This window comes from Sphingobium aromaticiconvertens (assembly GCF_037154075.1).
GTDB lineage: Bacteria > Pseudomonadota > Alphaproteobacteria > Sphingomonadales > Sphingomonadaceae > Sphingobium > Sphingobium aromaticiconvertens.
In genome coordinates, this window is record NZ_JBANRJ010000001.1 from 3,696,287 (window position 1) to 3,710,452 (window position 14,166).

Consider the following 14,166-nt stretch of genomic DNA (forward strand, 5'->3'; position numbering starts at 1 on the left):
GCTCATATTTCGCCCGAAATCGTGAACTGGACTGTGCGCGGCGACAAGGGCCGGAACAGACCATCTCCTGTAACAGATGAGGAAATGAAGGACAGTGTGTCCTTGTCGAAGATATTGTCGATGTTGAAGCGCGCCTTGATCCCCTTGACGGGGCCAAAGGCGATGTCGTCGCCAATATCCACATAGGCGCTGAACACGGTGTACCCCGGCACGCTCGACCCGGCCGCATTGGTGAAGGTCGACCAGCGCTTGCTGGTATATTTGCCGGAGATATTGCCTACCAGCCAGCTTGCAGGCTCGATCGTCACGCCACCCGAAACAATCCATTTCGCGCTGTCAGGGACATATTTGTCGGCGATCAGGATGGGCGTGGAGGCCGCGATATCATCCTTGAACTTGGCATTGTTGTAAGTGACGTTCAGGTTTCCATAGGCCAGCCCGTTCAGGAAGGACGGCTTGTAGGTGCCACTAAATTCCAGACCATAGGATTCCACCCGGCCGACATTCTGGTAGAAGGTTTCCGTGGTTGCGCCACCGCCCGGCAGGAAGGTCGTGATCGACTGGATGCGATTGTCGAACTTCGTGTAATAGGCAGCCAGCGAGGCATAGACTTGCCCCTGATTGGTGCGCAGGCCGATCTCCATATTCCTCGAACGTTCGGGCGCGGGCTGTGGCACCAGCGCGGCGCTTCCGGGGCGCGTGACCGCGTAGATATCGTCCATCCCCTTGGGCAGCGCCATATTTTCGGCATAGGACGCGAAAATCTGGGTCCGCTGGTCGAATTTGTAGAGCAGGCCTGCCATCGGCAGGAACATGTCTTTATAATGCGCGCCGTTATTTTGCGGACCCCAGCCGGGCACACCGACGCCACCGACGACCCGATAATAATCGTCGAAATCCCGATAGCCGCGCTGGCTATAGTCCAGCAGCAGCCCCTTGAACCCGGCATCCAATATCAGGCGATCATCGGCCAGCGATAACTGATCCTTCAGGAAGACCTGCAAGGTATCGCGTTGCGAACGATAGTCACGGCGCAGATAGACAAGTTCGTCCAGGTTGGGCGCGCTGTCAGGGCGACCGTCCGTCGTATTGTAGCGGGCCTGCGTGCGGTGATATTTGTCAACCTCCGCCCATATGCCCGCCTCGACGGTGTTCGCGCCCATTTCCCAGTGCAGCTTCGTGGTGACGCCATAGCGATCGCCACCGACGCCCGATCGGCCATATTGCACGCCCTTGGGCGCGACCACGGCAAGACCAGCCGCCAATTGCGGCGTATAGCGGCTCAGTGAATTGGCGTAGCCATCGGGCGAGACGCCATAGCCCGCCTTGTCCTCATAATAGAGCGTGGATTCCGCCCATACACCCTCAGCGATACCGGCATGGAAGGTGGCGCCATAGAGCTTGTCCTTCCGGACATTAATGGCCAGATTATAGTTCTGCACATAGTTGCCATTGGAATAATAGACGCCCGGCGCGCTCGCCAGCGGCTCGAAACCGGGGGTGGTGTTGGCAGGGACCGTACTCAGATACGCATAGTCCCGGCCGCAATGCCCTTCCAGGTCGCGGGCGACGCAATTATACTGGTCACGAGTGATCGTCGGAGAATCATAGTCGAAAAAGTCGTTCGACACATATTTGAACCGCGCCCAGCTATCGCCGCCCAGATCGGCGTGAATCTGCCCTTCCCAATGTTCGCGATCGATCGTGCCGGGACCGCGCCACAGGTCGCTGTTCAGCTTGGTGCGGCTGACATAGGCCTTGAACGGGCCGACCTTGCCGGTGCTGAAACGGATGAAGGTACGCTTCAGGTCATCGCTACCAAAGCTCTGCGAGACGAACAGGCCAAGATCGTCCTGCGGCGCGATGGAATTATACTGGATGAGCGGACCGAGTGTCGAATAGCTGGGCAGGCTGACATCGCCCGCGCCCACCGACGCCTCCACCACGCCCAGATTTTCATTGTCGACATAGCGAAAGACCGGGCTGCCACCAAAAGCATCGCTGCGCCCGGTGGGAATGCCGTCGATCAGGAAGCCGATCTGGTCGAGGTTGAAGGCGCGGGTCTGAACGCTGTTGCCAAATTCATAGAGGCCCAGCGCACCGTCTGTCTGAACGTTGAAACCGGGTAGCTGCTCCAGCATCTTGAGGCCCGAAACGCCCGAGGGCGCGGACAGCAGCGCCTCTCGCGTAATCGCCACCGTATTCGTGATCTTGCCTTCGCCGATCGCTTCGGCCGACTGCGACACGCGGCGACCGGTGACGGTGATGCTTGCCTCTTCATCGTCGGCGACAGGAGCGCTGTCCTGTGCCCAGGCCGGCATGGCGAGCGCGCTGGCGCAGGTCATCAACAAAGCGACGGCATGGGTCATGCCGCGATGGCGGCGCATGGTGACAGGATGCATGGAGTGAGGTTTTCCCTGTTATACCCCCTTCAAGGGGGCTTGATCGGGCCTTTTCAGGATGATCGGAGCCGCACACGCAGCACCCGACCACACCTCTCCATCGTTCGTTTCTCAGTTGTCTTCTGAAACGAACATAACCAGCAACTCCACCATCCCCTTATGACTTCTCATCGTCATAATTGAACCGGACCAATAGGTCCGATCCCATTTCTATACCCTCAGCGGCCCTTCCAGACACCGGGACGCTTTTCGACAAAGGCGGTCATGCCTTCCGTCTTGTCCTCAGTCGCCGTGAGTATCTGGAACAGGCGGCGTTCGGACAATATGCCCTGTGTCAGACCGCTTTCGAACGCCAGATTGACCATCTCCTTGTTGATAACCGCGGCCATCGGCGCCATCGACGCGATCGACGCTGCGGTCTTGAGCGCCTCATCAAGCAGGTCGGCGGCAGGCACGATACGGGAAACGAGACCCGCGCGCTCCGCTTCGGCGGCATCCATCATCCGGCCGGTAAGGCACATGTCCATCGCCTTCGCCTTGCCCACTGCGCGGGTCAGGCGCTGCGATCCGCCCATGCCGGGGGCGACGGCCAGCTTGATTTCCGGCTGGCCAAATTTGGCGGTGTCGGCGGCCAGGATGAAGTCGGCCATCATCGCCAGTTCGCAACCGCCGCCCAGCGCAAAGCCCGCGACCGCAGCGATCCATGGCTTACGGGTGGCGACGACATCACGCTGCCATCCGGCGAAAAAATCCTCGTTAAAGAAATCGGCGCCGGCCTTGTCCACCATCTCCTTGATGTCCGCGCCCGCCGCGAAAGCCTTCTCGCTGCCAGTCAGGACCGCGCATTTCTGCGACGGGTCCGCGTCATAGGCGGCAAAGGCGGCGGTGAGATCAGCCAACACCTGAGTATTGAGCGCGTTCAGTGCCTGCGGACGGTTAAGCGTGAGGAGCGTAACCGCATCGCGCTGTTCCACCAGGATCGTTTCAAAAGCCATCGTCATCTCCCTAATCTGTTGCCCGCCGCTGTAGCCCCCGCACGATAACCGCGCCATTAGGCAAAGCGGCAGCTAGTCCCTGCAAATATGCATGAAATCGCGATCATAGCCCTGCATATGCGCGCCCCCGTCAACATAAAGCGTCTGGCCGGTGACGGCCGTGCCGTTAACGAGATAGAGTACCGCCTCCGCGATCTGCTCGGGTTGCGGCAGGCAGGCGAGCGGCATCATCTGCTCCAGCCGCTCGATCTGCGCCGCGTCATAATCGGCGGTCGCGATGGTGAGCCCCGGCGCGACGGCGTTGACGCGCACCTGCGGCGCCAGTGAGCGGGCGGAGAGTTTCGTCAGCCCGGCCAGCGCCATCTTCGACAGCGTATAGGCTAGCTGATCGGCATGCGGATGGTCGATCCGCTGGTCGAGAATATTGACGATGCAGCGGTCGACAAGGCCCGCGGGCACGGTCGCGAAGGCCTTGGTCAGCAAAGTGGGGGCCGCACAGTTCACCGCATAGTGCCGCATCAGGTCGTCGGCGGTCACGTTGTCCAGCCGGTCCTGCCCGAACATCGCTGCGCTGTTCACCAATATGTCGGGCGCGCGGCCGAACCTCTTGGAAATATCGCCGATCAGCTCCTCCGCCCCTTCCGGATCAGCGAAATCGACGGTGAAGCCTTCCCATTCGGTGCCGTTGCGCTCCAGCGCCAGCGCCAGCGTGGAATCAAGCCGTGTGTCATGGCTGCCGTGAATCGCCAGCGAGCAGCCCGCATCGGCCAACGCCGTCGCAATCACCCCGCCCAGCCGTCGGTGCCCGCCGGTGACGAGCGCCAGACGACGCGAAGTTAGCGGCTGTGCGGAGGCAGGCTCAGCCCCTTCGCCCGCGCGACCGAGCGGGCGGAAGGACGGTTCGCGACCGCCCTGCCCTTCGTTCGGATTGATGTTGTCCTGCGCCATTGCCCGGCTTAAAAGCCCATCAATTGCAGCACTTCCTCGCGACTCTTTTCATCATCGCGAAAGACCCCCAACATCCGGCTGGTCTTCATGATGACGTCGGGCGTCCGCACGCCGCGCCCGGTCATGCAACCGTGCGTCGCCTCTATCACCACGGCCACGCCCTGGGGCTTGAGATGCGTCCAGATACAATCGGCAACCTCCGCCGTCAGACGTTCCTGCACCTGAAGGCGGCGGGCATAAGCGTGGAGCACGCGCGCCAGTTTCGATATGCCGACCACATATTCACCCGGCAGATAGGCGATATGCGCCTTGCCGATGATTGGCGCCATATGATGTTCGCAATGCGACTGGAACGGAATATCCTTGAGCAGCACGATATTGTCGTAGCCGCCAACCTCATGGAAAATGCGCGAGAGATGGTAGGCCGGATCTTCGGCGTAGCCCTGGCAATATTCGCGCCACGCTCGCGCCACGCGGTTGGGTGTGTCGATCAGCCCTTCGCGCGATGTGTCGTCACCCGACCAACGGATCAGCGTGCGGATCGCGTCCGCGACCTCAGCAGGCACGATGATCTTGCCCTGTTCGTCACGTTCTTCGGCCTCATCCATGATACGCGTGCTCAATGGCTGCCCCCTCAATCTACTGTCATTTGCGGTCGATATGGGGCGATGCCTGACCAATTGCCAGCCCTTTCGACTGCTCTGGACAGGCTCGCCTGCTGATGGCACAGGCATGATGTGTGGGACGTGCATTCATCGCCACGGCGGAACAACCCTCCTTCAAGGGGAGGCATGGCCCACGCCTGCCTTCAACATATCTGGCTTCATGCGTACTGAAAAAATCGCCGCTGTGCTGCTCGCAGCCGGAATATCCTCGCGTTTCGGCGAGGAGGACAAGCTGATGGCCGACCTGCGCGGCAAGCCTGTCATCCAGCACACGCTGGAGGCTGTCGCCTCGATGGCCTTCGCCGAACTGGTCGCAGTGGTCCGTCCGATAGAGTTTGCGCCAGTGATTCATCGCAAGCTTGATCGACGCGGCTACAGCATCGTCATCAACGACCGGCCCGAAGAAGGGCTGGCGGGCAGCATTGTGCGCGCGGTCGAACATGTCATGCCGCTCCGCAAGTGCCGGGGCATCCTGATCTGCCTGGCCGACATGCCGGATGTGCCGCAGGTTCATTATAATCGCCTGTGCGTGGCGGCCGAAGATATACGATCGGTGGTGGCGAGTACCGACGGCTTCTCCCCCTCTCCCCCCGCCTTCATCGGCCGCAAGCATTTCCCCGAATTGCTGGCCCTGCGCGGCGATCAGGGCGCACGCGCGCTGCTGAGCCATGGCATCCAGATAGAAACGAGCGGTACGGTGCTGCGTGACATCGACACGCCCGAAGACCTGACGGGCGCGTCGTCAGGGCCAGCTTCGCTAGTTTGAGCGGGTCGGATCGGTCATCGCATCAGCCATTTCGCGCGGATCGGGCGCGCGGGTAATCGGCAGCGAGGCGACCTGCCGTTCGATCATCCGGTGAACGACGGGCGGCTTGCCCCCCTGATGCAGGGCATGGATGGCCTCGCTGTTGGCGAGGTCAGCGTGGGTGCGGCGCTGGTTGTGACGGACATAGTCGAGCCAGGTCGACACATGATAGCGCTCGATCCACAATTCAGGGTCGCCCAGATCGCGCATCAGCGTCCAGCCATGCGCACCGTCGCGCCGACGAATGCGCCGCCTTTCACCTATTGCCGACAGAAAGGGCACGACCGATCCTGCCGCTATCCGATATTCGATGGTGACGACCACCGGACCACTGCGCCCCTCCACCGGGACCGCCGTGTCCGGCTCGGTCCAGCGGCCCAGCAGTTCCAGATCTTCATTCCCGCTTTGGGGGAGTGGCATGATGAAACCGAGCAGCGCCACGAGCGTCAGGCCCGCCGCCGCGAGCATCAACGCGGTCGCCACGCCATGATCCTCCGCCAATGTGCCAAACAGCCAGCTTCCAATCGCCATGCCGCCAAAGGCCGACATCTGGTAGAGTGAGAGCGCGCGCGCCACGACCCAGCGCGGCGCGGCCATCTGAACGGTGACATTGAAGCTGGAGAGGGTAAGCACCCAGCCGGCCCCTGCCAGCATCAACGAGAATATGGCGAGTATGAGCCAGCCGCTGATCCCTGCACCCAGCGTGCCGATCGCCATGACCAGGGTCGCGATGCGCACCAGTTGCTCGGTCGAGAGCTGTTTACGCAACCGACCGCTGACAAGTGCGCCACATACCGCACCGATGCCGAAACCGCCCAGAAGCACACCGTAGGTCAGCGCCCCGCCTGTCACCAGATCACGCGCGATCACCGGCATCAATGCGGGAACGGCGCTGGCGACCATGCCGAACAGCGCAGCCCGCGCCAGCACCGCGCGAATATTGGGTGACATGGCGACATAGCGCACGCCCGCGCGCATCGCCATATCGACCCGTTCGCGTGGCAGCGGGTTGGGCACGCGGGCCGGTCGCCAGCGGGCCAGTACGGCAATCAGGCCGACATAACTGACCGCATTGCTAAGGAAGGCCGCCGCCGCGCCAGCCGCTGCGACGATGACACCGCCCAGCGCCGGGCCAACGCTGCGCGCGATATTGAAGCCCATGCTGTTGAGCGCCACCGCGCTGGGCAGTGCTGCGCGCGGCACCATCTCACCCACCGACGCCTGCCAGGCCGGACCATTGAGCGCCGTGCCGCAGCCGATGAGGAAGGTGAAGGTCAGCAGCGCCCAGGGTGAGAGCAGCCCAGCCCAAGCGGCCAGCGATAGCGCAGCGGAAACCAGCAGCATGAAACTTTGTGCCGCCAGCATCACCAGCCGCCGATCATAATTGTCGGCCAGCGCCCCGGCTGCCAGAGACAGCAGCATGATCGGCAGGGTGGTCGATGCCTGCACCAGCGCAACCATCTGTTCCGAGCTGCTGAGCGAGGTCATCATCCACGACGCACCAACCGACTGAATCAGGCCACCGAAATTGGACGCCATGCTGGCAATCCACACGGACCGGAAAATCGGGACCGAAAGCGGCGAGGATGGCGCTGGATCAGGCGCGCGTGACTCGGTCGAGGGCGATTGGGACACATCCGCCATCAAGCGGAAACCGCCACCCTGGTCAATCGCCCAGCGACCTGTGTTCCTCAACCCGCCGCGCGTGAGCCGCCATTTCGACCTCACCGATCAGTAATTGCGCGTCGCTGGCGGTAAAGCCGCTTTCACTGTCGATTATCGCATCCATCCCCAATCGACCAACAAAGGACTGGAAGCGGTCGAGTGCAGCTTGAACATCTTCAGGCATGACGGCTCCTTTCATGGGCGGTTATTTGGGGGCTTTACCTGTCGCCGCGAAAGTGAAGCGCACAGTCACGCTGGGGTCAAGGCCCGATCCGCTTTCGCCCGTGCCGATATTGAACGATGTCCGCGCGATGCTGGCGCTGCCTTCCACCTGCCGGGTCGCGCCGCTACCGGTCAGCGTGAAACGGATCGACTGGGGTCGGCTCACGCCCTTCAGCATCAGGGTGCCGCGCGCCGTATAGCCCTTGCCCGACCGCTTCGCCCCTTTGGCGATGAATGTGGCGCGGGGGTGCGCGGCGACGGCGAAAAATTCGTCATTGGCCAGCATTTCCGTCTGGGTGGGATCACTCACGCTGGCGCTGGCAACGTCGATTTCGACGCGGATGTCAGCCGTCTCGGGCCGCTCCGGGTCCATGACGATGGTCGCGGTCCAGCGCGAAAAGCCGCCATCAACGGTGTAGCCCGCATTACCGACGGAGAAAGTCAGGCGGCCACCGGATTGCACCGTCCATGCGGACGGCGGCGCGGGGGTGGCTTCCTCAGCTATGTTGGCGACTGTCGCCACGGCGTTGTCGGTCGTTGCGGCATTTGTCGCGGTTTCCGGGGTGGCAGTTTCGGATTCGGAAGACGCCACAGCATTAACTGTCGCACCCTCGCCTGCTTCGGGCATGGCGGACGCGGCGGCGGGCGCGCTCGCAGACCGGACGGCAGCCTGACCGATCAGGAATGCGACAGGAACCGACGCCATCAACGCCAGAATAACCAGCGTCGAACGCCCCGGCACCATGCGCCAGATGAGGCCATCGCCGATCAGCCACTGGTGTCGCACCGCGCCCGCGACATGGAGCAGGAGGAGGGCGATAGCGATCCAGGCGAGCAGGCCGTGTGCGCCCTCAAACAAGGGATGCCCCGCCTGCGGGAGCGGAAGATGCGGCAGCGGCACGACGCCGAACAGCAGCGTTGGCACCTTCACCTTTGCGGTCGACACCAGCGCCCAACCCGTGAGCGGCCCACCCAGCATGAAGAGATAAAGACCGGCATGAACGGCCTTGGCCAGCGCACCGGTCACGCCGTCCTCTGCCGGAGCGGGACGCGGTTTCCAATAGCGCACGGCGATCCGCAGCAGCGTCAGCAGCAGGATCGTGATGCCGACGGACTTGTGCAACTGATAGAGCGCGAAGCCCTTGGCAGACAGATGCTCCAGCCCCCATCCTACGCCGATCTGGAAGGCGAGCGCTATCGCTATCAGCCAATGCAACGTCATGGCCGTTCGGCTGTACCGTGTCGTCATCTATACCCCTTGCCCGTTCACCTGCTGCAACGAGCGAAATGTAACCACTCCGCCATGCGCTGGCGATAGGGTGGCTGCGAAACGATGCGTTGCCGATCAGCCTGCCGCTACGGCAGCCTGCGCCGCGACGCACACGAGGGGCCAGTCGCGGTTTTTCACTTGCACTTTACGTAAACGTAAATACATTTACAGCCATCAATCGCGCCCTAGTCGCGCATCCCCGTTGGAGAGGGTCAAAGACCATGGAAGCCTATATCTACGATGCTGTCCGCACGCCCCGGGGCCGGGGCAAGGCCGACGGATCGCTCCACGAAATCACCCCGATCCAGCTTGCCAGCCAGATGCTTGAGGCGCTGCGCGACCGCACGCAGATCGATACCGGCGACGTCGATGACGTGATTCTGGGCTGTGTTAGCCCGGTGGGCGAACAGGGCGCGGACATTGCCCGCGTCGCCGTGTTGAATGCCGACTACGCCGTCACGACGGCGGGGGTTCAGATCAACCGCTTCTGCGCGTCCGGTCTGGAGGCGGTCAACATGGCCGCCGCCAAGGTAATGTCCGGCGAGGCGGAGTTCGCGATCGGCGGCGGCGTGGAGTCGATGAGCCGTATCCCGATGGCATCGGATGGCGGCGCATGGGCGATGGACCCGGCGGTGGCCTACAAGACCTATTTCGCGCCGCAGGGCATCAGCGCAGACGTGATCGCGACCAAATTCGGCTTTTCGCGTGATGATGTGGACGGCTATGCGATCGAGAGTCAGCGGCGCGCCAAGGCCGCCTGGGACGACAGGCGCTTTGCCCGCTCGATCGTGCCGGTCAAGGATGTGATCGGCGCGGTCGTCCTCGACCATGACGAACATATGCGACCCGATGCGACGATGCAGTCGCTTGGGTCACTAAAGCCCAGCTTTGCCGGAATCGGCGAAGACATGCCGGGCTTCGACGCGGTTGCGCTGCTGCGTTACCCGGAACTGGAGCGGGTCAATCATGTCCATCATGCGGGCAATTCAAGCGGCATCGTCGATGGCGCCGCCGCCGTGCTGGTCGGCAGCAAGGCGATGGGCGAGAAATATGGATTGAAGCCCCGCGCCCGCATTCGCGCCATGGCCTCGATCGGGTCGGAACCGCTGATCATGCTGACCGGGCCGGAAGATGTCGCGCACAAGCTGCTCAAGCGATCGGGCATGAGCAAGAGCGACATCGACCTGTGGGAACTGAACGAAGCCTTCGCCAGCGTCGTGCTGCGCTACATGCAGGCGCTGGACCTCGACCACGCAAAGCTGAACGTCAATGGCGGCGCGATCGCGATGGGCCATCCGCTGGGCGCGACCGGGGCGATGGTGCTGGGCACTGTGCTCGACGAACTGGAGCGGTCGGGCAAGGGTACGGCGCTGGTCGACCTGTGCGTCGGCGCGGGCATGGCCACCGGCACCATCATCGAGCGGATATAAAGAGAAAGTTCAGGAGACGATCATGCAGACCATCCGCTTCGACATCGACGCCGACGGCATCGCCACCCTCATCATCGATGTGCCGGGCCAGTCGATGAATGTCATTGGCCAGGAGTTCCTTGACGACCTGTCAGCCAGCATCGACCGCATCGCGTCAGAGGACTCCATCAAGGGCGCGGTGATCGCGTCCGGCAAGGATAGCGGCTTCATGGCCGGTATGGACCTCAAAGCCCTTGGCGCGATGCTGGCGACCGACGATGGCCACCGCCCTGCCCCCGCCGAGATTTTTGACAAGGTGTTCGTGCTGAACGCCCTGTTCCGCCGTCTGGAAACTTGCGGCAAGCCAATCGCCTGTGCGATCGAGGGAACATGCGTGGGCGGCGGATTCGAACTCGCGCTGGCCTGCCATCGCCGGATCGTCGGGGACAGTCCGAAGACGCGCCTTGGCCTGCCCGAAATCCTGATCGGCCTGTTCCCCGGTGGTGGCGGCTCGCAACGCCTGCCGCGCCTGACCGGCGTGCAGCCCGCCTTGCTCTATATGTTGCAGGGCAAGCTGTTCCGCCCCGCCGAGGGTGCGATGCTGAAGGTGGTGGACGAGGTCGTGCCCGCCGGGACCGCGCTCGACGTGGCGAAGGCATGGGTCAAGGTCAACCCCACGGCCAGCGTGCAACCATGGGACCAGAAAGGCTTCAAATTCCCCGATCGCGCGGGCGGCTTCAACCCCGCATTCATCCAGGCCATGGCAGGCGCTGGCGCGATGACCGTGAAGCAGACCCAGCGCAATATGCACGCCCCCCACGCGCTGCTGTCGGCGGTCTATGAGGGCGTGTTGCTGCCCTTCGATCGGGCGATCCGGGTCGAGAGCAAATATTTCGCCAAGGTCGTAGCCGATCCGCAGGCGGGTAATATGATCCGCACCCTGTTCGTCAACAAGCAGGCCGCCGAACGCGGCGCGCGGCGTCCCAAGGACCAGCCCAAGGCCCCCACCAGGAAGCTGGCCATGCTGGGCGCAGGCATGATGGGTGCAGGCATCGCCACCGTCGCCGCGCAGGCGGGGATCGACGTCCTGCTGTTCGACCGCGATCTGAACTATGCTGAGAAGGGCAAGGCGCATGTCGAGGATGTGCTGAAGAAGCGGCTGGGCAAGGGCATGACCCCCGACAAGATGGCCACGATCCTGGCCCGCGTGACGCCGACCACCGACTATGCGGCGCTGGCCGGGTGCGACTTCGTGATCGAAGCGGTGTTTGAGGATGTCGCGATCAAGGCGGAGGTCACGAAACAGGTCGAGGCGGTGCTGGGGGCCGACACGATTTTTGGCTCCAACACATCCACCCTGCCGATCACCAAACTGGCCAAGGCCTGGAGCAAGCCCGCCAATTTCATCGGCGTCCACTTCTTCTCACCGGTTGAGAAGATGCCGCTGGTGGAGATCATCTTGGGTAAGGAAACCGGCCCCGCCGCAATCGCCAAGGCGCTCGATTTCGTGGCGCAGATCGGCAAGACGCCGATCGTCGTCAACGACAGCCGCGGTTTCTACACCTCGCGCTGCTTCGGTACCTATGTGCAGGAGGGCGTGGAGATGGTGGCGGAGGGGATCAACCCGGCGCTGATCGAAAATGCGGGCAAGCAACTGGGCATGCCCACCGGGCCGCTGGCCGTGGGCGATGAAGTGTCGATCGAACTGGGCCACAAGATCGTCATCGCCGCGCAGAAGGAACTGGGTGACGCCTATGTCCCGCAGCGGTCCGACGCGGTGATGGCGAAAATGGTCGAACTGGGCCGCCTTGGCCGCAAGAGCGCCAAGGGTTGGTACGACTATCCTGAGACGGGTAAGAAGGCGCTGTGGACCGGCCTTGGCGACCTGTTCCCGCGCGCCATCGACCAGCCCGATGTAGAGGGCGTGAAGGAGCGGCTGCTATATCGCCAGTTGATCGAGTGCGCCCGCTGCTTCGAGGAAGGCGTGCTGGAAACGCCCGAGGATGGCGATATCGGCGCGATCTTCGGTTGGGGCTTTGCGCCTTATACCGGCGGGCCATTCAGCCATATGGACACGGTGGGGATCGCCCATGTCGTGACCGTGCTCGACCGGCTGGCGGCTGAATATGGCGACCGTTTTGCGCCCACCGACCAGTTACGCGCGTTGGCGGCGGATGGCGCGACCTTCTATCCCGCGCCCGAAACACAGCGCGCCGCTGCCTGACATCTTGTAAAGCGGGTACGCCCTCGTCTAGTCCTGCCCTTCCAAACGGAAGGGCAGGCATGACGGAGCATCGACGCATGAAGGACGGGGACGCATGAGCCTGGAGTCCGTGCGTGTCTTTCTGGCCGAACATGCGCCAGAGCTTGCCATTATCGATCAGGGTGTGAGCACCGCGACGGTGACGGAAGCCGCCGCCGCGCTGGGCGTAGCGCCTGCCCGCATCGCCAAAACCCTGTCTGTTCGCGCTGGGGATCAGGTCGTTCTGATCGTCGCGCGGGGAGACGCGCGGCTGCATAATGGTCGGGCGAAGGCCGCATTGGGGGCCAAGCCCCGGATGCTGGCGCTGGAGGAGGTAGAGGCGCTGACCGGGCATCCGGTGGGCGGCGTCTGCCCCTTTGGCCTTGCCACCCCCCTGCCCGTTTATTGCGACCAGTCGCTGCGGGATTTCGACACCGTGTTTCCGGCCTCAGGCGCGCGCACCGCCTCGGTCGAACTGACCCCTGACAGACTGGCCGAGATCACCGGCGCCATTTGGGTCGATGTCTGCACCCCGCCAATCGAGGAGGCCTGATCCATGCCCACAGAATATCGTTTCGATAATGCCAACGCCTCCGCGCAGGATCTGGCTCGTCACATCGCCGGCACATTATCGGACGCCATCGTGGCGCGTGGGGTGGCGACGATCGCGCTGTCGGGTGGCCGGTCACCCCGCGCGGTGCTGGAAGCGTTGCGTGAAATGCCGGTCGACTGGGCCAGGGTCATCGTCGCGCAGGTGGATGAGCGTTGGGTCGATCCCAGCCACGACGACAGCAATGAACGGCTGATCCGCGAGGCGCTGCTGACCGGACCAGCCGCCGCCGCGCGGTTGGTACCGATGAAGAACGACGCCGAAGATGCCTATAGGGGCCAAGCGGCGTGCGAGGCAGCGATGGCCGCCCTGCCCTGGCCAATCGACATCATGCTTCTGGGTATGGGCGAGGACGGACATACCGCTTCGCTGTTCCCGGAGGCGGACGAATTGCATGACGGGCTGACCACGCAAGCGCTGACGCTGGCCGTCACCCCGCCCGCCGCGCCGCATCAGCGCATGTCATTGAGCCTGCGCGCGATCCTGAATAGCCGCCTCATCATCCTGCAAATCGGGGGTGCGGCGAAGGAAGCGGTCTATCGCGACGCGCTGGATGGCGGGCCAGTTGAGGCCATGCCGATCCGCGCGGCCTTGTTGCAGGACACGGTGCCGGTGGCGGTCTGGATCAGCGCCTAATCGGGTTTGTGCTTGGAGATCAGATAGCGCCAGACGCCGACGAGGTTGATCGCCAGCATTGCGATATTCTGCCATCCTATGCCTTCGCTGTTCGTCTGGAGGAAGCCCCAGCCGATCAATGCAATAGACGAGGTGACGAAGATCACGAACGCCCAGCCAGTCCAGCGCCGCCCGATATTCAGCGACACGATCAACGCCGCCAGCGTCGCGGCGCCCGCGCCATAATATTGGAGGGCGTCGAGCAGGCTCTGGTTCATATCGCGCGCCTCCGAGTGGTTGGGAGATAAATGAACGCAC

13 protein-coding genes are annotated in these 14,166 nt (G+C 63.0%); 5 read left to right on the forward strand and 8 right to left on the reverse strand.

The annotated features are described in order from the left end of the window. Window positions 1-2 precede the first annotated feature (2 nt). The 4 genes from WFR25_RS17650 to folE all read right to left on the reverse strand — a co-directional run bounded on the left by WFR25_RS17650 (window position 3) and on the right by folE (window position 4,953). On the reverse strand, window positions 3-2,402 hold the full coding sequence (locus WFR25_RS17650; protein ID WP_419723167.1) for a TonB-dependent receptor: 2,400 nt from the start codon (window positions 2,400-2,402) through the stop codon (window positions 3-5). Window positions 2,403-2,620: 218 nt separating this feature from the next. After that, complete coding sequence (locus WFR25_RS17655) at window positions 2,621-3,397, reverse strand: enoyl-CoA hydratase-related protein (protein WP_336972668.1); 777 nt, start codon at window positions 3,395-3,397, stop codon at window positions 2,621-2,623. A 72-nt stretch (window positions 3,398-3,469) separates the two neighbouring features. Beyond that, the gene (locus tag WFR25_RS17660; protein ID WP_336972670.1) at window positions 3,470-4,345 is read right to left on the reverse strand and encodes an SDR family oxidoreductase; all 876 of its coding nucleotides are present in this window, start codon (window positions 4,343-4,345) and stop codon (window positions 3,470-3,472) included. An 8-nt stretch (window positions 4,346-4,353) separates the two neighbouring features. Beyond that, the gene (gene folE, locus WFR25_RS17665; RefSeq protein WP_336974953.1) at window positions 4,354-4,953 is read right to left on the reverse strand and encodes a GTP cyclohydrolase I FolE; all 600 of its coding nucleotides are present in this window, start codon (window positions 4,951-4,953) and stop codon (window positions 4,354-4,356) included. Window positions 4,954-5,170: 217 nt separating this feature from the next. Here folE and WFR25_RS17670 point away from each other — a divergent pair, with 217 nt between their 5' ends. After that, entirely contained in the window at window positions 5,171-5,776 is a 606-nt protein-coding gene (locus WFR25_RS17670) for a nucleotidyltransferase family protein (RefSeq protein WP_336972671.1), read from the forward strand. On the opposite strand, the gene WFR25_RS17675 is transcribed toward WFR25_RS17670, so the two are convergent. The 3 genes from WFR25_RS17675 to WFR25_RS17685 are packed head-to-tail and all read right to left on the reverse strand — an operon-like array spanning window position 5,768 to window position 8,951. Next, window positions 5,768-7,459: an MFS transporter gene (locus WFR25_RS17675; protein WP_336972673.1), complete on the reverse strand. Its 1,692-nt coding sequence runs from the start codon at window positions 7,457-7,459 to the stop codon at window positions 5,768-5,770. The genes WFR25_RS17670 and WFR25_RS17675 overlap by 9 nt on opposite strands. A gap of 22 nt (window positions 7,460-7,481) precedes the next feature. Next, on the reverse strand, window positions 7,482-7,664 hold the full coding sequence (locus WFR25_RS17680; protein ID WP_336972674.1) for a hypothetical protein: 183 nt from the start codon (window positions 7,662-7,664) through the stop codon (window positions 7,482-7,484). 21 nt (window positions 7,665-7,685) lie between these two features. Further along, window positions 7,686-8,951 (reverse strand): cytochrome b/b6 domain-containing protein, encoded by a 1,266-nt coding sequence (locus WFR25_RS17685; protein ID WP_336972677.1) that lies wholly within the window; start codon window positions 8,949-8,951, stop codon window positions 7,686-7,688. A 242-nt stretch (window positions 8,952-9,193) separates the two neighbouring features. Here WFR25_RS17685 and WFR25_RS17690 point away from each other — a divergent pair, with 242 nt between their 5' ends. From WFR25_RS17690 to pgl, 4 genes are all read left to right on the forward strand, one after another. Continuing rightward, window positions 9,194-10,402, forward strand: coding sequence for an acetyl-CoA C-acetyltransferase (locus tag WFR25_RS17690; RefSeq protein WP_336972679.1), 1,209 nt, complete (start codon window positions 9,194-9,196; stop codon window positions 10,400-10,402). 22 nt (window positions 10,403-10,424) lie between these two features. Further along, entirely contained in the window at window positions 10,425-12,605 is a 2,181-nt protein-coding gene (locus WFR25_RS17695; protein WP_336972680.1) for a 3-hydroxyacyl-CoA dehydrogenase NAD-binding domain-containing protein, read from the forward strand. A 94-nt stretch (window positions 12,606-12,699) separates the two neighbouring features. Beyond that, window positions 12,700-13,176, forward strand: coding sequence for a YbaK/EbsC family protein (locus WFR25_RS17700; protein ID WP_336972681.1), 477 nt, complete (start codon window positions 12,700-12,702; stop codon window positions 13,174-13,176). Between the two features lie 3 nt (window positions 13,177-13,179). After that, on the forward strand, window positions 13,180-13,869 hold the full coding sequence (gene pgl / locus WFR25_RS17705; RefSeq protein ID WP_336972682.1) for a 6-phosphogluconolactonase: 690 nt from the start codon (window positions 13,180-13,182) through the stop codon (window positions 13,867-13,869). Here the strand turns inward: pgl and WFR25_RS17710 are convergent. Beyond that, entirely contained in the window at window positions 13,866-14,126 is a 261-nt protein-coding gene (locus WFR25_RS17710) for a hypothetical protein (RefSeq protein ID WP_336972683.1), read from the reverse strand. The two genes, pgl and WFR25_RS17710, sit on opposite strands and share 4 nt — an antisense overlap. Window positions 14,127-14,166: the final 40 nt, after the last annotated feature.